Genomic DNA, 19,326 nt, shown 5'->3' on the forward strand with positions numbered 1-19,326 from the left:
ACATCCAGTACGAGGGCCTGCACCCGGCACACCGAGAGCACGCGCCGGACGCCGCTCCTTGACGGGCAAACGCTGCCTGCCGGGGCACTAGGCACCGGTTGTCGCGGCTGCACGGATGGTTCCGGCTACCGGTTTGTCGCGGATGGGTCAGGGCGACGCTCGCGTTCGTCACTGCCTGCAACGGCGCCCGAACTCGTGGGAAGCTTTGCAGGGTTCCTGTACGGCGTTGTCCCGGTGGTCTCGTAGTCCGAGAGTGAGCGACAAGACGTGAGCGGTGCTCCTTCGACAGTCGGGATGTGCTGCGGCGCCTGGGCCGCCGTCTACTTTGGGGGGTGGCGCCGCTCGGATGCGGCGGTCCCGGAGGAGCCCGGATCCACTGGGCTCCCGCGCTGGAAGAGCTACGTTTACGGACTCCGAAGTCCGGACGATTCCGGAGAGCGAGACGGGGAAAAGCGGCGTATATGAGGGGACCGAGCTCACCACAAAGCTGGTTCGCCAACCAGTTGCAGCGCTTGCGCACGTATTCGGGGTCACCCACCCAGGCTCAGCTGCTGGCCTACGACGAGAACAAGGTCCTCACCCGGTCGTCGCTGTCGGACCTGCTGGCAGGCAAGTTCACCAAGCCGCCCCCGTGGGAGCGGGTCGCGGCCTACGTGACGGCCTGCGTCCGCGCCGCGCACGCCGCTCGGATCGACCTCTCCTGCGAGGAAGAACTCGCGCGAGTGCGGGGTGAACATGCCACGCTCACTGACCTGTTCGAGACCGCGGTCAGGGAAGTCCGCGTACCGGCGGCGCGCCGTTCGGGCTCGCGGCCCCGTCCGGCGACCTATAGAGTGCCGCCGCGCAACCCCAACTTCACCGGCCGTGACGCCGCATTGCGGGAGTTGCGGCAACGCCTCACCTCGGGCGAGGACGGTGCGATGCAGGTCGTGCACGGGCTGGGTGGCGTCGGAAAGACGCAGCTAGCAGTTGAGTACGCCTACCTCTACCGGTCGCAGTACCGGTTCGTGGCCTTCGTGGACGCCGAGCATCCCGATCTGGTGGCGTCGCAGTTCGCGTCGCTGGCCACGGAGCTGGGACTGGCGGAGGTGAGCTCCGAGCAGGCCATCGCACAGGTGTACGGCACATTGCTGGACCACGGGCCCTGGCTGATCATCTTCGACAACGGGGAGAGACCCGGCGCGCTCGCGGACGCGCTGCCGTCGGGTGACCTGGGGAGCAACGGTCACGTCATCGTCACAACCAGACTGCGCGGCTGGTCGAGCAGAGCCGGCGTCATCGACCTGGACGTGTTCACCAGGCGGGAGGCGGTGAAGCTGCTGGCCCGGCGGGTGAGCGACATGACCACAGGGGTGGCGGACCGGATCGCCGAACACCTGGGAGACCTGCCGCTGGCGCTGGAGCAGGCCGCCGGGTACATGGACTACAACCAGACCGCGCCTGAGGCGTACCTGGCTCTGCTGACGTCGCGGCTGGACGACATGATCGCGCTCGGCGAGTTGGCGGACCGGCCGACGGTAGTGGTCTCGACCCTGTGGCAGCTCAGCGTACGAAGGCTGGAGACAGAGCAGCCGCAAGCGATGCGGCTGCTGGAGCTGTGCGCCCTGCTGGCGCCGGAGCCGATCCCGCTGGACCTGTTCAGCGGCAGCACGGAAAGACTGAACGCAGCAGCGGCCGACCCCGTGGCATGGGACACGACGGTCGGCGCTCTGGCCGGCCTGGGGCTCGCGAGGCGTGGAGCCTCCTCCCTGCTGCTGCACCGGCTGGTGCAGGCCGCCATCCGTGCCGCCATGCCCGACGACGCGCGCACCGACGCTCGGGTGCGGCTGAGCCGGGCATTGCTCGCGGCCGTGCCACACGACATTCACGGTGAGCCGGACGCGCGATCGCGATGGCAGGAACTGCTCCCGCACGCGCTCGCGGTGACCAAGGACGAGCCGCCGAAGAAGTGCGCAGCGGAGACCGCGATACTGCTGAGGCTGGCGTCGGCGTTCCTCCTCTCGATCGGGAACCACTCGGCGGCACTGCCCCTGTGCGAGCGTGCCCTGGCGATCGACGAATCGCTCGACCAGAGGGATGCGGAAATCGGCTTCGACCTGATTACCCTGGCGCAGATCCACCGGGACCGCGGCGCGGCGGAGCGAGCGCGTCCGATGGCGGAACGTGCTCTGAGGCTGCACGAGTCCTGTCTGCCGGCGGACAGTCCCGCCATCGCGACGGACTTGGCCACCCTGGCGCGAATCCGACACATTCTCGGTGATCACGAGGCGGCGGTACCCTTGGCCGAGCGGGCGCTGCGGATCGACGAGACGGCGTACGGGCCGGACGACCCGTACGTGAGCTTCGACTTGATAGCGCTGGCGAGTGTCCACCTCGACCTGGAGGACCACGCCGTGGCCGTGCCGCTGATCTCCCGGGCGCTACGGATCCGCGAGGCCAGTTACCCGCCGGACCACCTGTACATCGGGTACGCCCTGCTGCTCAAGGCCCGAGCCGTGCACGCCTTGAACGACCCGACCGCGGCGAACCTCGCGCGCAGGGGCGCGCTGATCCTGAGCACCCGGCTGGGCAAGACCCACCCCAAGACCGAGGATGCCTTCGCTCTTGTCCAACGGTGCTTGTTCTGAATGCTGGGCAGGTCCGCCGCTACGCATCCGGAAGCGCCCCTCCCCCGCCCCCGGCTGCCGGCGTGTGTCGTTCACGCCCTGGTGCAACATCGCCCGCTTCTTCGGCCACGACGAGGGGGGCCTGCCGCCCCCGGTCGCCCGGACCGACCGCTACCAGCAGACGCGGCGCCACCCCAACGCCAGGGGCATGGAGACCATGGCCAGCGCGGTGTTCGAGCGCCTGGGCAAGAGGGCCGGACATCACTGACCGGCCGGTTCCCCGCCCTGCCCCGGCAAGGGCTCCGGCGGGCGGGGAACACAGGTCGCGGCCCGTCCGTTCTCCTAAGAGGCAGCCGGTTCCCCGCGCCCCGTTCAGATCCGGCCGCCGGTCGGGAGTCCCATGATCACCACCCGCGCCGCCGGTGCAGCCCTGGCCGCCGGGCTGCTCGTCCTCGTCGTGGGATGCGCGGCGAGGGATTCGGGCGCCGCCGCCCCCACACCCCGCGTGGAACCGGCTCAGACGCCCCCGTCGTCGGCCCCGGCTCCCGAAGGAGTCCCGCAGCACAGCGCGCATGCCACCCCGTCCTTCCCCTCCCCCACCCCGAAGCCCGCGGTCGACCCGCGCACCACACCCGGCTCCCTCACGATCCCGGCCATCGGCGTGCGGGACCTGAAGGTCGTCCCGTACGAGGGGACGACCGACGACTGGCCCGGAACGCGGATCCAGGACCGCGGTGTAGCGGCGAGTCCCCGCGGGGAGCGGGGCGGCGTCGGCCCCGGCGAGAAGGGCAACCACCTCATCACCGCCCACCGGCTGAGCGCGGGCGGGCCCCTGCGCCATCTGCCCGACCTGGACGAGGGCGACACCGTGCGCATCCGCCTCGGCGACATGCTCTACACGTACGAGATCACGGAATCGCGGTGGACGTCGTTCCGGTCCGAGCGCTCGATCGAGGAGCAGCGAGCCGCGGTGCCCGGCAAGCCCGGGGAGACACCCACCCAGGCCATGATCACGATTTCGACCTGCGCGACCCCCGAGGACAACGCAGCGGGGAACTACTGGCGGGACGACCGGAACAATCCCGAGCACCGCATCGACAAGGTAGGAACCCTCGTCTCGGCGGAGAAGGCCGGCGGGGCTTCCGGACAGGGGCGGGCCCAGTACAGCGAGCCCCGGCTCCGGTGAGCAGCCCGGGAGCAGCCGTCCCTGCGCCGGCCCCGCCGCGGCCAGGCGCCTCTCCCTGCGCCAGCCCCGCCGCGGCCAGACGCCTCGGCGACCGCCGGCAACATACCGGACGAGCGGTGAACGGTGCCCGGGCAGTGGCGCGGACTTGGCCGTCGACCACCTCCGGCTCGGAGGCATCGAGCCTTCCGTCGAGGTGCGGGAACGCCAGGGGCGGGGCGAGCAGGAAGGGTACGCCGCGGCCGAGGATCCCGGCGGGGTTGTATCCCATGCCCGCGCCGATGTAGCGGTAGCGGGTCTTGAACAGCTCGGGCGGGCAGGCGGCGGCCCGCACCGACCGCGGCAACAAGAGGCGCCGGCGCACCCCATAGGGTGAACCTCATGTCCGCCAGGTTGAGTTCCACGAAATCTCATGCCGCGTTGCGCATATCGGCTCGTGTCTGCGCCGAGTTGCTGCTGATACTCGTGATGCTCGCGGTGGCCCTCTGGCTGCTCGACCGGATGTGGTCAGTGGTGTGGCCGCTCGTCCTCGGTCTGCTCCTCACCACGCTGACCTGGCCTCCGACGCGTTTCCTGCGCTCTCGAGGGTGGAGGCCGGCCCTGGCCGCATCGCTGGTGACCATCCTGTTCCTCCTGGTCGCCGCCGGGGCTGTGGCGCTGATCGCCATTCCGGTGGCGTCGCAGTCCGGCGAGCTGACCGACGGTGTGGTCGAAGGCGTCCAGAGGCTGCGGGAGTGGGCCGCCGGGCCGCCGCTGAACATCGGGGACGCCCAGATCGACAAGGCCTTCGACACTGCGGTCGACCGCGCCCAGGATGGCCTCGGCAGCGCGGTCACCGCAGTCGCCACGGGAGTGAGCACCGTCGTCAACGGCGTGGTCACCGCCCTCCTGGCACTCTTCCTGATGTTCTTCTTCCTCAAGGACGGGCCGCGGTTCCTGCCATGGCTCGCCCGCCAGTTGCCTGGTCGGCTCGCCACCGACGTCCCCACGGTGACCGCGCGTGTCTGGGACACTCTGGGCTCGTTCGTGCGGTGCCAGGCCGCGGTCGGCCTGCTTGACGCCGTGCTCATCGGCCTCGGTCTCTGGATTCTGGATGTGCCCCTGGTGCTGCCGCTGGCGGTCCTGACGTTCGTCACCGCCTTCGTGCCGATCGTGGGCGCCCTGTTCGCCGGCTTCGTGGCGGTGCTCATCGCGCTGGTCTCCAACGGCCTGACCGACGCGCTGCTGGTGCTGGCCATCATCGTGGTGGTGCAGCAGCTGGAGGGGAACGTGTTCCAGCCCATGATCCAGAGCCGCGGGCTCGGCCTGCACGCGGCGGTGATCCTCCTGGCGGTGACGCTGGGTGGCAACTTGGCCGGCATCGTGGGCAGCCTGCTCGCCGTCCCCGTCGCAGCCCTGATCGCAGTGGTGTGGAACTACGTGCGCGAGCAGCTCGCCGAGGCGCCGACGGAACCGGACGGCAGCGATCCGGCCCTCGGCACCACTGTCCCGTCCTGAGCGGAGCCACGGGGCCGGGAACGCCAGGCTCCCGTGGCACAGCCGCTTCGGCCGGCACGGCGGCAGCAGCGCGGGGCCGTCCAGGACACCGCAGGGCCGCGGCCGTGCCGAAGCTCCTGCCACCTTGGCGCCAGCCGTCGGCGAGCCCGACGCCGAGCGACGTGTCAGTGGTCCTGCCGTTCCGGATGCGTCAGGTTGACGCCGGTCGACGGATCGAACACGTGCGCCTTGCTCATTTCCATCCGCAGCTTCAGGCTCTGCCCCTCGCGGGCGCGGGTGGCGGGGTCGAGGCGGGCCACCACCTGTGGGGCGGCGCCCGCCCCCGGTGTCGCTGCGCCCCGAGTCCGTGGCGAGCTCGTCGAGTTCGGCGGTCCGTGTCGGTCCGCCCTCCTCGGTGAAGTACACGTACACGTCTGAGCCCAGGGCCTCCAGCACGTCGACGGTGACGGTGACGACGCGGCAGTGCCCGTCATGGGTCAGGGTCCGCCGCCCCGAGGGCAGGGCGACTCCGCGCGACCGCCTGCTCGGCCGTATGACCTCAGCGACACACCGTCAAATGCACCATATTTTACGAATAGTAAGAACATGGATAGAACCTTCCTATATGTATCAGCGCGCACGGTCGGCCGGCAGCCGCGATTGTGCTGTACGTCAAGGGGAGTCCATGTCGGAACCGACAGTCACCGTCGTCATCGGCGCCTACAACGCCCTGCCCTATCTGACTCGCTGCCTGGAGTCGGTGGCCGAGCAGTCGTTGGGCGAACACACACTCGAATGCGTGGTCGTCGACGACGGTTCGACCGACGGCACCGGCAAAGAAGTCGAGCGCTTCGCCGCCGAGCACCCCGACTTCGTACGGGTCGTCCATCAGAACAACTCCGGCGGACCCAGTGGACCGCGGAACGTGGGGATCGACCTGGCCCGGGGACGCTATGTCTTCTTCCTCGACGCCGACGACCACCTCGGACCGCACGCCATGCGGCGAATGATCGACATGGCCGAGCGCAACAGCTCCGACGTGGTGCTCGGCAAGTACGTGGGCGTCGGCTGCGACGTCCCCCGCTCCATGTTCGTGGCCAACCAGGAGGTAGTCGACCTCGCCACCTCCCGGGTCTGGTACAGCCTGACACCGCACAAGCTCTTCCGGCGCTCCTTCCTGTTGGAGTGCGGGCTGCGCTTCGACGAGGACATCCGCATCGGTGAGGACCGGATCTTCGTCACCAAGGCCTACCTCCAAGCCTCGGCCGTCTCCGTGGTCGCCGACGAGGACTGCTACTTCAAGGTCAGGCGCGACGACAACGGCAACATCACCTGCAACTACCGCGACCTGCCCAAGCGCTTCGAGACCGCCCGGCGGATCATGGCCGCGATCGGCGCCCACAGCGCACCCGGCCCCGTGCGCGATGCCGCGTTACTGCGGACCTTCCGGGGCGGACTGCTGGACTCCTTCTCCTGGCGCTTCCCGCCACTCACTGTGGACGAGCAGCTCTCGGCAATGGCGATCGTCAAGCAGGAGGTGGAACGGTTCTACACCCCGGAGATCGACGGCCAGATGACCGCACCGCACCGGATCTTCGCCCACTGCGCGCGGCACGGCATGCGGACTGAACTCATCGACGTCATCGAGTTCCTCGAACAGGAGAAGGCGAAGGACGGACGCCACCACGCAGTGGTCGTGGACGGCGGCCGCGCCTACGCGGCCTACCCCTACTTCCGCGACGTGACGAAGGGCATCCCCGATTCCTGCTACGACATCACCCACCAGTTGGGCCAGAACGACCGGCTGGACACTCTGCGGTGGCGGCGGACTCAGCGCCGCGACGTGCTGAGGCTGACCGGCCACGGGTACATCGAACGGATCCCGACTCGTGAACCGGCCACGGAGCTGGTGCTGCGGCTCCGAGACGACGGCCGCGAAGTACGTGTACCCACCCGCTCCGCACCACTGGCCAGCCCTGCCGCCGACGCGTCCGCCACCGTCACGCAAGGTTCCGCCGGCTTCATCGCCGAGATCGACTTCGCCCGGGCGGAGAACGGCGGCCCGCTGACCAAAGGGGTATGGGACGTGTACCTCAACGTCCGCACCCAGGGGCTGAGCACTCAGCGCCGCTTCGGAGCCCGCAAGGCCGAGAGCCTGACATCACCCCTCCCCGTCACCACCGGGAACCTCACGGTCAAGCCGTACTACACCGCCCTCGGCAACCTCAGCCTGGACGTCACCGCGGCGAAGAAGGGGCGGAAACCGAAGCGGGGCATCCCCAGGAAGCTCGGAGCCATCGGCCGACGTCTCGTCAGGCTCCGCGAAGTCGTCCGACCGCGCAGGCGGACCCCCGAGCTGCGGCTCCCTGCGAGCGCCGCAGCATCGCGAGCGTGACTTCTTCGCGCTGACGGACGGCACCTACCCCTCGTCAAAGCTCCGATCGTGCTGGAGTGGGACCATCACTGGAGGCCCGGACATGAGGACCCGCGTGGACGGAAGGGGCGGCAGACGACCGCGCGGGCGTCCTACGCGTCCACCAGGAAGTCGCGGTAGCAGGAGTAGAGGCTCGAATCATCGGCACGGGAGTTGAGGATCAGCTCCCACAGTCCAAGGTGCACCTCACCAGGTGCACCTTGGTGCACCACGCCGTTGAGGAAGCGGATGTGGCGACGGATGTTGTCGTCGAAGGTCAGCGCTGCCGCTCTGAAATCCTCGTCGCTGACATCTTCGCCGAAATTGCTGCCCGTCACCTCGTCACGCACATGACCTGCGACGAGGCCCACGTAGTCGTCGAACGACATGCCTTCAGGCAGGCCACCCGCAGTTTGCTGGACGTTGAAGAAGTCCCGGCTGATGTAGTCGTCCCGCTTCTGTTCGTCGAGGACGTGACTGAAGATCTGCCCCGTCCGGGTCCCGCTGTCATCGGAACTTCCCTCGAAGAGGGCCAGCCCCCGCTGAGATCTGTCCTGCCATGACATCAGATGTTCCTCTCCAACGGAATAGTCCGGATGGCATCAGTCTCGACATGAACCGTGGCGCGTTGACAGCTGTGATTCCTACTCCAGGAAATACTACGGCTGCGAAGACGCGGAATTATCCTCGTCCAAGCACGTAGGGATGCACGCTGTACAGCCACGGCGGCGAACTGGCAGTCCAAGAGAAATCATCCCTCAGAAATCCGACAGAACCTTGAAACCTGTACCGTCCGGATGTGGGTTGATTAGTTTCAGTTTCCCCCTCAAAGGTAAAGTTCGCAACGCCGTGGAGCCGTCTCAGAGTCTCGCGACGGCTCTGATGCGGCACGGCAGTTGTAGGCATTGATTAGCGAATTGCGCGTCATGGCCTTACGGCTTCCCGCACCGCGGCGAGGTGCGGCTCCGCGACCGGCGTCGGGTGACGTTTCCGGGCGTGCGCCGAGGCGAGATCAGACACCCGCCCCCGCGTCCGGCATGCGAGAGGCTGAGTGGCCGGCGTTCACGCTCGTACTCGCGAGCCATCTGAGGACTTCCGACGCCGTCGAGGAGGGCGCCGATTCGGTCCTCCAGGTACGGCAAAGCCGGCGGGACGGCCGGCGGCCAGGGGCTTGCGGAAGGAGTGTCCAGGCGTGCGTCACAGATGAGACCGGGCGTGTCCTGGTCACCGACGGGGGCGCGGCACACAGCAACGCACGCCGCCCCCGCAGGGCGTACGGCGGGGACAGGTCGGGCGAAAGTGTCAGTGCTCCAGATCCGCGCGCATGGCGACGAAGAGTTTCCCCGCGTCGGCGAGGGTGCTGTTCTCGAAGAGTGCGACGGCTGCCGTGCCCTCGTCGGCCCAGCCGCAGATGACGTTGCCGTCCTCACTGAGCGAGGCGAGCAGACACTCCACCGAGCCGCCGAGCGGTCCCGGCTCCACCGGCTCCGCCTGCGGGTTTCCCAGCTCCGGGTCCCACTGGATGTACTCGAGCATGCCCCGGAACAGGTGCTCACGGCGCTTGTTGGTGTCTTCGGGCACGTGATCGACGCCCTCGAACAGCACCGGTGCGCCCTGCCTTTCGGCGTCCCCGTAATTGTTGGTGACCAGCGTCATGCCGTCCCGCATCTCGCCCGGGTCGACAGGCACGTCCGTCAGGGCTTCGCTGCCCGTCAGCTTGTCCAGACCGCCCGCTGTGAGCGCGTCCACCAAGGTGCGCGGGCCAGTGCGTTCCGCGGTGGGCGTCGGCGAGACGGGTTCGGAGGCGGGTTCGGAGGCGGGTCCGCTCGGGGAAGCGGCAGGAAGACCCGTGTCCTCCGTCCGGCAGCCACCGACCGTCAGGGTCGCCAGCGCCACAACGGCTGTCAGGGCCGCTCTCGTCACGGATGCACGCTTCATGGAATTCCCTGCCGCTCGACTCACGGTGTTCATCGCCGCTCCGAGCGGCAACCGTGATCAGTGACGAGCTGTTCCGGCGGCTCGGTTCCCGCCTCCTCAGGTTGTTTCGTGCGGGGCGCTGCCACATTGACCGCCGGGGTGCGTGGGATGATCTCGCCGCCCGCGCCGATCCGGCAGCGGGAGCCACACCCACCCCGGTCGCGAGCGCCGCCGTGCCGGTACTCCAGGCAGCCCCGAGTGCGGTACGACGGACGGCGCCCGCACCACTGTCGGGACACAGGTGTCCGCCCCGCTGGCCCACCTGGCCTTCTACGGCCCACAGGCTCACAGGGTTCTCGGTCTGGGTGCGGCCGGGGCCCTCCCGAAAGGCCCAGTTCCCAACGGCACGCAGACTGCTGTTGGCGAGTCCGACGCCGGGCGCTGGCGAAGTCATCATTCTTTTCGGGAACGGCCAGCCGCTGGCCACGGCAACTCCGTACGATGAGACTGGAGTTGTTTGTGTGTGCCGTCGTACGCGACCTTCCGGAGGCCAGATATCGTCAGCCGGCCAGACCGTGGTGTGCGCATGAACCGCCGCGACGACGTAGTGAGCGAACTGACCGGCATCCTGCTGAGGCTGGACGGCTTCCGGGACGAGCAGACGCGCGAAGTGATCCTCGACGAGCTCGTCGAGGGAACCGGGGAGAGGTTCGTTGTCGAGGGGGACGGACTCGGCGAGCAGGCACGGTCGTTGGTGCTGACCTGCGCCCGGCATCCCGATGTTCTGCCCGTACTGGCCGCGCTGCTGCGGGACTTCCACGGCGACACGCCGGAGACGAACCGCTTCGCGGACCTCGCTCTCCAATTGGACGTACCGCCGTCCCTGCTCACCCGGCGGGAACGGGAGGAGCTGCACGAATTCCTGCGGCTGTGGGAGAACGACAGCTGGCGCGGGGCCTTCGCACTCGCCGCGTCGCTCGTGCCGGAGCCTCCTCGGGATCTCGCCCACGCGGTGGAGCTGCTGAAGGAGCTGGCCGTGCCTCTCGGCAGCGTCCCTCCCCTCGTACGCTTCGTGTGGGCCCTCGCCGACCGCTCGGCCCCGGGCGAACGCGGCAGGATGCTGCGGTGGGCCGCCGGAATCGCGGAGCGGCTGGAGATTCCCCCCGCACGACTGTGGGACATCCCCCGCTCACGTCCGTCGGACGGGGACGAACGGGTGGTTCTGGTCGTACGGATCCAGCCCTATCTTCCGGGCCTCTCCAAGTACCTGCTGTCGGTGTGGCTCGGCCACGCGCCCGGCGGGTGGCTGCCTCTGGCCCACGAGGACGACCCGCTGACCCTCGACCAGATCTCCGCCCGCATGGACGACTTCGTGTCCACAGCCCGCGGCTACCACCAGGCCGGACCCAGCCGCGTCGAGTTCATGCTGCCACGGGACCTCATGAACCTGCCCGTGGACACCTGGTCGGTGCGGCGGCACCCGGGCGGTCCTCGCGTGGCCCTCGGGCAGTTGCATTCGGTGGTCCTACGCGATCTGGAACGGCAGCAGGATCCCGCGTTGAGCGCCCTGTGGCGGGAGAAATGGGCCCGCCTGGCGTGGCACCGCGGAGGACCCATTACTCCGCTGATGCTGTACGCCTCCCGGCCGAACGGCCACAACGGCCACAACGGCCACGATGACCGCGAACTGGCCGTGCGGCTGGAGTCCGCGACCGCCGTGCTGGTCGGCGGAACGTCGTCCTGGCACGAGCACGGCACCGCGGTCCCGCCGGAGCTGGACCTCGCGCTCGACGCCGGCGTACCCGTCATGGTGTGGCACCGCAGGGGAGATGCCGAGACCGACCGGTTCCTGCGCTCGCTGGCCCTCAAGCTGGACGCCTCGCAGGAGATCACGCGACTTCCGGACAGCGTCCGCGGCTGGCGCAAGGAGGCCGCGGACACTCCAGGCGAGGACTTCCACGCCTCGCGGATGGCTCTCCTCTGGGACGACCCGGACCACACCCCCGTAAACCCTCGGGACTTCCGGTCTCTGCTGTGAGGACGCGCGAACGAAGGGCGGGACACGCGCAGTGACAACGACACCACCATCCCCTGCGTGGCACATCTACCAGGGATCGGGCGATCGGCACGACGGCATCGCCCGCCTGCCCGCGCCCCCTCCCTGGCGCGACTTCGAGGGATCCTCTCCCCGAGGCACGAGGAAGCGGGGAGTCGTCTACCGGACCACTCCCGAGATCGTGGACGCCGTGAACGCCGCTCTCTACCTGCGCCGCCCGATGCTGGTGACCGGAGCTCCCGGCTCGGGCAAGTCCTCGCTCGCCTACGGCGTCGCCCATGAGCTGGGGCTGGGCCGGGTGCTGCGCTGGCCCATCACGAGCCGCTCAACTCTGCGCGACGGCCTGTACCAGTACGACGCCCTGGGACGACTGCAGGACGCGAACCTGCGCGGAGAAGCAGGGGAGGACATAGGCCGGTACATCCGGCTCGGCCCGCTCGGCACGGCCATGCTGCCCACCCGGGTGCCGCGGGTCCTGCTCATCGACGAGATCGACAAGGGCGACACCGACCTGCCGAACGACCTGCTCGATGTCTTCGAGGAAGGCGAGTTCGCCATCCCCGAGCTGGAGCGCGTGGCCGAGCGGCAACCCATGGTGGACGTCTACACTGACGACGGCACAGGCCAGGCGCTCACAAGCGGCCGAGTCCGCGTCCGCGCCTTTCCCTTCATCGTGCTGACCAGCAACGGGGAACGGGACTTCCCTCCCGCTTTCCTGCGCCGCTGCCTCCGACTGGACCTGCCGCAGCCCGGCGTGGAGCAGCTCATGCGGATCGTGGAGGCGCATCTGGGGCCGTCGGCGGTGCAGGACGGCAGGGAGCTGATCGAGCTGTTCGTCCAACGCCAGTTCCACGAGACTTTGTCCACCGACCAGTTGCTCAACGCGATGTACCTTCTCGTGCGTGACAGGCACAACGGGGCGCTCCGTGACGAACAGCACAGGGACGACGTGCTGCGGACCGTGCTCAGGCGTCTGGACTGAGACTGCCATGACCGGCGAATCCTTCTCCGACTCCGTAGACGCCGAGGCCATCGCGGACATCCTGTGGCTGGCGCGGCACCTGGCTCAGCCGCCGCCCGCCTCGGCGCACGACGGCTCGGCCACGCCGCCTGACGGCCGGCCGCCGCCCCGCGTGGTCACACCTCCCGAGGCTGACGCTGCGGCTGCGCACGAGCCGCGCGACGACCGCAGTGCGCCGAACCTGGACGGCATGCACCCGCCCCTGCCGAGGTTGGGCGGACTCACGCTGCAGGGCGGCGCGGCAAGCGGCGGCGCCGTACCGGTGCGGCTGCCGACGCCGCCCGCGTTGCGCGACACCCTCGGCCTGCGCAGGGCACTGCGCCCCCTGGGCCGCGGAGCTCCCCCCGGGGCGCGGGGGGCCCGGGCCCTGACGGAGCTGGAGTTGGACGAGGAGGCCACCGTGGACCGCGTTGCCGCGACCGGCTTCCGGCTGCCTGTGCTTCGGCCCGCACCTACCCGATGGCTCGATGTGGCCCTGGTCGTCGACGACAGCGCGTCCATGCGGGTGTGGGACCGCGGCGTCCAGGAGTTCCGAGACCTGCTGCGGACCACCGGTACGTTCCGGTCGGTGCAGGACTGGACCCTGCTGTCGGAAGAGACCCGGTTCAGCGGAGTCGTGCTGCGCCGCGGCATCCCCACCTCGCTCGCTGCCGGCTACCGCAGCCCGGGAGAACTCGTCGACCCGACCGGCCGACGCATCGTGCTCGTCGTGTCGGACTGCATCAGCCCGGCGTGGTCGGACGGAACGCTCGCCCATCTGCTGCGGCTGTGGGGCCGCAGCGGCCCGGTCGCCGTCGTACAGCCGCTCCCTCGCAGGCTTTGGGAGCACTCCAGAGCGACCGTGCGCCCGGTGAAGCTGCGCGCCCCGGAGGCAGGCGCGGCCAACACCCGGCTCGTGGCGATGTCCCCGCGCGGCTCGGGCCCGCCCGTCACCGGAATGCCCGTCCCCCTGCTGATGCTCGACCCGCTCTCGCTCGGCCCGTGGGCCTCGCTCACGAGTGGGGAGTCGCAGGAGTGGCACACCTTCGCCATTCTGGTGGACGAGGCGGCGCCCGCGCGTACGCGGAGCGAGGCCTTCCGGCCGGAGCCGTCCGCCGCGGAGACTGTGCAGCGTTTCAGGGCCTTCGCCAGCCTGGAAGCCAGGAAGCTGGCCGTCTATCTCAGCGCCGTCCCCCTCGTCCAGCCGGTGATGCGCATGGTGCAGGAGGTGATGATCTCCGATCCGCAGCCCGCTCAGCTCGCGGAGGTCATGCTCGGCGGGCTACTCATGCGGGCCGAGGACAACGGCGGGGCTCGGGGCGACGACATCCGGTTCGAATTCCGGCCGGGTGTGCGGGAACTGCTGTTGGGCGGACTCGCCCAACCCGCTGCATGGCGCCTGCTCCAGCTGATGACCGACTACATAGCCGATCACCACGGCGTCGGCGTCGGCTTTCAGGCGGTGCTCGACGGCGAGGACCTGGCCGTGGCCAGGCTCGCGGAAAACCGGCCGTTCGCCGAGGCCAGCGCCCGCGTCCTGCGCAGGCTCGGCGCCAACGCGACCCTCGTCGCCCAGCGTCTGGAAAACGTACCCGGGCCCCCCGAACCGCCGGACGGACCGCCGACCGTCGCCTCGCAGGTATGGGGTACGCCGCCGCCCGGCCTGCCACGGCCTTTCGGCCGAGAACCGCTGCTGAAGGACCTGCACACGGCGCTGACCGCCGTCGGGGCGGCACCGCAGGTGGTGGTCGCGCCGGAGGGCGGGGGCGCTACGGCGGCGGCGCGGGACTACATCAACGAACACGACGGCGAGTCCGAGTTCGTGGTGTGGCTGTCGGCCGGGTCGCCGACGATCGGCGGCTGGGAACTGGCCCGGCTCACGGACACAGTGGCACGCAGGGCGGAGGAGGGCATCGAGACCTCGTGGCTGCTGGTGCTGGACGGCGCCGCGTCCGCGGACGCACTGCCCGTGCTACCCCCGGGCCGTGGCCAGGTACTGGTCACCTCGGCGAGCGCGGCCTGGCCCCAGGGGTTCGGCGTGCATCACGTGCCCGCCCCGGACCGGGGCGACGGAATCCGGATCGCCCGCCGCCACGCCTCGGCCCTCAACCCCTCACATGCCCGGCTGCTCGCGGAACGGCTGGACCACTCCCCCATCGCCCTGGAGATCGCGGCCAGCTTCCTGTCAGTCACCGGCGAATCACCCGACAGCTACCTCGAACGCCTCAGCCCGAGCGGTGAGGCTCCCGACCCGGCCGGCGTGGCGTGCGCCGTTTCCCTCGACCATGTCCTCGACGAACACCCAGAAGCCCGTAGCGTGCTGTACCGCCTCGCCGTACTCGCACCAGGGCCCGTACCGGTCCCCCTGCTCGCCGCGGGGGCCTCGCCGGCCGAGCCGACGCTTGCCGTCCTGGCGCGCCACGCACTGCTGCGTGACGGAACGCCGGGCGACGGCCTCGTGTTCGTGCATCCCGTCGTGCAGCGCGTCTGCCGCGACCGCATGACCGAGAGCGAGGAGAGCGTCGCACGCAGGTCCGTGCGCGCCCGGATGGTCGAGCACTTCGGCACCGACGACCCGGACGAACCCGCCGCCTGGCCCCGCTTCGACGCGCTCACCCGCCACCTCGAACCGGCCGGGGCACTCGGCGAGAAGGACCCCAACGTGCGCGACCTCGTCCAGCGGCAGCTTCGGCACCTGCGTGCCTGCGGGGACACCGCCGGCTGCCGGTCCCTCGGCACACTCGCCCTACGGCGGCTGGCGGACCGCTTCGGCCACGACGACCCGGCGGTGACCGCGCTCACCACACTGCTCGGCGGCCTCCTTCCTGCCGAGGAGGCCCCGCCGGAACCGGGGGCCCCGTGACGACGACCGCCGGCGCGCCGTCCGCGAACGTCCCACCGGACGGGCCATCTTCCCCGGCCGCCGAGGGCCCGCCGACCGGTGCAGCGGCGGCCGCCCCGCCGGACCCCGCAGCCCCGCCGACGGCTCAACCGGACGGCCGACACCGGCGCCGCGCACTGTGCATCGGTGTCAGCCGATTCGCTCCGCACCCCGATCACGGGCTGGAGGGCGAGGGCCCCGACCCGTTGCCCTTCGCCGCGGACCGTGTGACGGAGCTGCGGCGGATCCTGGAACACGAAGCCTTCGGATACGTGTGCACCACGCTCACCGGCACGGACGACGGGGCCGGGCCGACGGCCGCCGAACTCGGCGCCGCGTTCCACGAGGCTCTGAGCACCTCATCCGCCGCCGACGTGCTGATCGTGCATGTGCTCAGTCACGGAGTGCCGCGCACCACCGGTCTGTACGCCCTCGGATCGGACAGCGGCCATCTGCCCGAGACCGCGATCGCCGGCTGGCTCGCGGCGGTCGAGGACTTCCCCGGCCGTCCGACCGTGCTGTTTCTCCTCGATCTGTGTCACGCCGGGCAGGCCGCCCGCCTCGACTGGCAGCTGCGGGCCCTGGACGGCACGAACCGGGCCTGGGTCGTGGCAGCCGCGGCCGGAGCAGAGCTCGCCGTCGACGGTCGCTTCACCCGAGCGGTCACCGAGGTGCTCGGCGACCTGGCGGAGAAGCGGATCCAGTACGACCGCAGCCGGGAGTACGTCGACTTCACCTGGTTCTGCGCCCAGGTCCGCGACCGGGTGGACCTGCTCGCCGGGGACCACGGCGGACTCCACCAGCGGGTCACCGGCAACGCGCTTGACACAGTCCTCGAACTCCCCTTCGTGCCCAACCCCTGCTACGACGCCAGCCCCCTCAACCGTGTCCGCAGTGACGTCGCCGCCGAACTGGGCGGCGAACTAGGCTCGTTCCTCGACGAGGTGGCCGACCTCGCCCACTTCCAGCGGCACGCTCGGGGCGGCACCGGTTTCCCCCTGCTCACCCAGGGCGAGGGCGAAAGAGGGCTTTTCACGGGTCGTACGTCGGAATCCACACGGCTGGCCGAGTGGCTGGCCGACGACACGGCATCGCCCGTGTTCGTGGTGACCGGGGACGCGGGTGTCGGCAAGTCCGCGCTGCTCGGCATCCTGGTGTGTGCCGCGCACCCCGGGTTGCGCGTCCGGACCAGGTCCCTCTGGGAGCCCCTGGGCCGGGACGTCCAGGTGAGCGCGCCGCCGGCCGCTGTCCACGCCCGCCAGCGCACGGTCCGCGAGATCGTCGGCTCGTTGGCGCGCCAGTTGGGGCTCCGGCACGCCGCGAGCGGCACCGACGAGCCGCAGGACTGGACCATGGCACAGCTCGTCGACGCGCTCGGCAGGATGGCCGGCCCGCCGCCTGTGATCGTGATCGACGCCCTCGACGAGATGCGCAACGCCCACGACGCGGTGCGTACCCTCGTCCAGCCGCTCGGCGGTGCGACCCGCCCCGACGGCAGACCCATATGCCGGCTGCTCCTGGGCACCCGGGACGAGGACCCCTTCGCGACCCTCGTCTCCACGGCACGCACCTCCGGTGACGTGATCGACCTCGACGACACAGGACCCGAGGAACTGGAGAAGGACCTGCGGGCGTACGTCGGCAAGTTGCTGGACGCTGCGCTCCCCGCGTCACCGGACCCCGTCCCCGGCGTGCCGGAGTTCGCCGACGCTGCGGCCCGTGCGCTGGCAGGGGCGAAGGGCCCCTACCTGATGGCCGCCCTCTACGCCTCGTACGTCCTCCAGGACGATGTACGCCCCTTGCTGTCCGACCCCGCGACGGCACGAGACCTCGGCTCCGGCGTCCCGCTCACGCTCCCCGGCATGCTCGATCTCAGCTTCGCCCACGACCACGCCCATCAGCTGCTTCGCCCGGTGCTCGCGGCGCTCGCCTTCACCCAGGGTGACGGCATGCCCGTGGAGACCGTTGCCGCCGTGGCCGGCGCCTTCGTCACCGACCGCGTCCGGGCCGCTCCCGCCGAGGTCGGCCAGTTCCTCGACGAGGTACTGGCTTTCCAGCGCTCTGTGCGAGACCGGGACGGCACCATGCTGTATCGGCTGCTGCACCAGAGCGTCGCCGACGAACTGCGCCGACGACCGGTCCCGGACGGGAACGACGAGACGCGCGAGCCCGTCGTCCGGGTGTACGAGGCTCTCATCGACTCGCTGCGCGACGAGGAGGGCCGGCCCCGCTGGGGCGATCTCCAGGGATATCTGCGTCGGCACCTGTCCCAGCACGCCGTCGACGCCGGCCGGTTCGACGAGCTGTGCGCCGAACCGGAGTTCCTGGTGTACGCGGACCCCGACTGGCTGGTGCCCGAACTACGGCACGCCGAAGCGGAAAAGGCGCGCACCGCCGCCTCCGTCTACCGGACCAGCGCCCATGTGCACCGCAGGACCGAGCCCCAACAGCGGCGCCACATCCTGGCCGTGGACGCCGTCCGGCACGAGGCGGCCACGCTCGCCGACCGGCTCGCAGAGCCCGACGGGGACAGGGCGCAGGCCATGGTCTGGCGGCCCGCCTGGGCCACCGGCAGCCGGATCAGCGATGCCCATGCCATCACCCTGCACGTTCCCGATGACCGGGTCACCGCGCTCGCGGGCACCACGGTCGGCGGCACGCCGGTGGTCGTCACCGGCGCCAGGAACGGCAGGGTCCGGGTATGGGACACCCGCAACGGCCGCCAGCTGGCGGCCGCCGATCCGGGGGCGGGCGAGATCCACGCGCTGCTGTGCACCGAGGTGGGCGAGGAGCCGGTGGTGCTGGGCGCGGGCGCCGGCGGAGCCGTCCTGATGTGGCGGCTGCCGTACCTGACCGATCTCCGGCTGCCGCCGGCCGGGCACACCGAGCCTGTCCGCACGATCGCGTGCGGCGACGTGGTGCGGCAGCGTATGGCTTTGACCTGTGATGATTCCGGCAGAGTGATGATGTGGAACCCGCGCGACCAACTGCCGGGCGCCGAGCTGGAATTGCCCTACCTCCCTCATCTCGCCGACCTCGTGGCCCAGGGCGACGGCCCCGACAGCGACCTCGCCGTCCTCGCGGACGAGCGGGGCACGGTCCGCTTCTTGTCGCTGGTGGGCAACGAGGAGTCGGGCACGAGAATCCTCCATCCGCCGCGGGTCAACGCCCTCGTCCATCTCACGGCCCGCGGGAGCCCGCAGATCGTGACCGCGGGCGACGACGGCCACGTGCGGATGTGGAACGCGCGCACCCACGAGCAGACGGCGTGGTCGGACGTGCCCCACGACGGACCCGTCTACGCCCTTACGCGCGTCAGCGCGCGCGACGGCGTTCGCATCCTGAGCGGCGGCAGCGACGGGACGATCCGCTGCTGGGATCCGGAAGGAGATGCGCGGGAACTCCCCGAGGACAACCGGTTCGTCGGCCATATGGGAGCGGTCACGGCCCTGGCGCACACCGGCTCCGACTCCTCGGTCGTCGTCTCCGCCGGCACGGAACCGGTGCTGCGCGTGTGGCACGTGCCCTGGCAGAAGCAGCGCACCACCACACCCGTCGGGCACACCGACTGGGTCAACACCCTCACTGCCTTCGACACGGGCGACGGCGTGCTGGTCGCCTCCGCCGGCGCGGACGGTCACATCCGGCGCTGGCGCCTGGCCGACGGCACACCCGTCGGCACCCCATTGAACGCCCGGACCGGAGCGGTCCACACCCTCACCGCTCTCACCGTCGGCGGACAGTCACTCCTCGCCTCCGCGGGTGCTGACGGACGTATCCACCGCTGACACCTC

12 protein-coding genes are annotated in these 19,326 nt (G+C 70.3%); 9 read left to right on the plus strand and 3 right to left on the minus strand.

Annotation, left to right across the window (positions count from 1 at the left end; translation table 11 throughout):
- Positions 1–512 precede the first annotated feature (512 nt).
- From fxsT to ABZZ79_RS36450, 4 genes are all read left to right on the plus strand, one after another.
- A complete protein-coding gene (gene fxsT, locus ABZZ79_RS36435) occupies positions 513–2,627 on the plus strand; it encodes an FxSxx-COOH system tetratricopeptide repeat protein (protein ID WP_356696403.1) in 2,115 nt (704 codons plus the stop codon).
- A 64-nt stretch (positions 2,628–2,691) separates the two neighbouring features.
- The gene (locus tag ABZZ79_RS36440; protein ID WP_356696405.1) at positions 2,692–2,874 is read left to right on the plus strand and encodes a hypothetical protein; all 183 of its coding nucleotides are present in this window, start codon (positions 2,692–2,694) and stop codon (positions 2,872–2,874) included.
- 132 nt (positions 2,875–3,006) lie between these two features.
- Entirely contained in the window at positions 3,007–3,792 is a 786-nt protein-coding gene (locus ABZZ79_RS36445; protein WP_356696407.1) for a sortase, read from the plus strand.
- 378 nt (positions 3,793–4,170) lie between these two features.
- Entirely contained in the window at positions 4,171–5,286 is a 1,116-nt protein-coding gene (locus ABZZ79_RS36450) for an AI-2E family transporter (protein WP_356696409.1), read from the plus strand.
- Between the two features lie 164 nt (positions 5,287–5,450).
- Here ABZZ79_RS36450 and ABZZ79_RS36455 read toward each other — a convergent pair whose 3' ends face one another.
- Complete coding sequence (locus ABZZ79_RS36455; protein WP_356696411.1) at positions 5,451–5,585, minus strand: hypothetical protein; 135 nt, start codon at positions 5,583–5,585, stop codon at positions 5,451–5,453.
- 365 nt (positions 5,586–5,950) lie between these two features.
- On the opposite strand from ABZZ79_RS36455, the gene ABZZ79_RS36460 reads away from it, so the two are divergent.
- Entirely contained in the window at positions 5,951–7,660 is a 1,710-nt protein-coding gene (locus tag ABZZ79_RS36460) for a glycosyltransferase family A protein (protein WP_356696413.1), read from the plus strand.
- 131 nt (positions 7,661–7,791) lie between these two features.
- Here ABZZ79_RS36460 and ABZZ79_RS36465 read toward each other — a convergent pair whose 3' ends face one another.
- Positions 7,792–8,244, minus strand: a complete 453-nt coding sequence (locus tag ABZZ79_RS36465; protein ID WP_356696415.1) for a hypothetical protein — start codon at positions 8,242–8,244, stop codon at positions 7,792–7,794.
- Between the two features lie 736 nt (positions 8,245–8,980).
- On the minus strand, positions 8,981–9,616 hold the full coding sequence (locus ABZZ79_RS36470) for a hypothetical protein (protein ID WP_356696416.1): 636 nt from the start codon (positions 9,614–9,616) through the stop codon (positions 8,981–8,983).
- A gap of 565 nt (positions 9,617–10,181) precedes the next feature.
- Between ABZZ79_RS36470 and ABZZ79_RS36475 the strand changes: the two genes are divergently transcribed.
- The 4 genes from ABZZ79_RS36475 (at position 10,182) to ABZZ79_RS36490 (ending at position 19,320) form a co-directional block, all read left to right on the plus strand.
- On the plus strand, positions 10,182–11,633 hold the full coding sequence (locus tag ABZZ79_RS36475; protein ID WP_356696418.1) for a hypothetical protein: 1,452 nt from the start codon (positions 10,182–10,184) through the stop codon (positions 11,631–11,633).
- Positions 11,634–11,841: 208 nt separating this feature from the next.
- Complete coding sequence (locus tag ABZZ79_RS36480; protein ID WP_356696420.1) at positions 11,842–12,633, plus strand: MoxR family ATPase; 792 nt, start codon at positions 11,842–11,844, stop codon at positions 12,631–12,633.
- A 7-nt stretch (positions 12,634–12,640) separates the two neighbouring features.
- Entirely contained in the window at positions 12,641–15,514 is a 2,874-nt protein-coding gene (locus ABZZ79_RS36485) for an SAV_2336 N-terminal domain-related protein (protein WP_356696422.1), read from the plus strand.
- On the plus strand, positions 15,511–19,320 hold the full coding sequence (locus tag ABZZ79_RS36490) for a WD40 repeat domain-containing protein (RefSeq protein ID WP_356696424.1): 3,810 nt from the start codon (positions 15,511–15,513) through the stop codon (positions 19,318–19,320). Before ABZZ79_RS36485 ends, ABZZ79_RS36490 begins: the two co-directional genes overlap by 4 nt.
- Positions 19,321–19,326: the final 6 nt, after the last annotated feature.

The organism is Streptomyces sp. NPDC006458 (genome assembly GCF_040612135.1).
Taxonomy (GTDB): Bacteria; Actinomycetota; Actinomycetes; order Streptomycetales; family Streptomycetaceae; genus Streptomyces.

Bases quoted from the DNA above. Each gene is read 5' to 3' on its own strand.
- ABZZ79_RS36445 (WP_356696407.1), top strand. From the start codon at position 3,007: ATGATCACCACCCGCGCCGCCGGTGCAGCCCTGGCCGCCGGGCTGCTC.
- ABZZ79_RS36450 (WP_356696409.1), top strand. From the start codon at position 4,171: ATGTCCGCCAGGTTGAGTTCCACGAAATCTCATGCCGCGTTGCGCATA.
- ABZZ79_RS36460 (WP_356696413.1), top strand. From the start codon at position 5,951: ATGTCGGAACCGACAGTCACCGTCGTCATCGGCGCCTACAACGCCCTG.
- ABZZ79_RS36465 (WP_356696415.1), bottom strand. From the start codon at position 8,244: ATGTCATGGCAGGACAGATCTCAGCGGGGGCTGGCCCTCTTCGAGGGA.
- ABZZ79_RS36470 (WP_356696416.1), bottom strand. From the start codon at position 9,616: ATGAAGCGTGCATCCGTGACGAGAGCGGCCCTGACAGCCGTTGTGGCG.
- ABZZ79_RS36475 (WP_356696418.1), top strand. From the start codon at position 10,182: ATGAACCGCCGCGACGACGTAGTGAGCGAACTGACCGGCATCCTGCTG.
- ABZZ79_RS36485 (WP_356696422.1), top strand. From the start codon at position 12,641: ATGACCGGCGAATCCTTCTCCGACTCCGTAGACGCCGAGGCCATCGCG.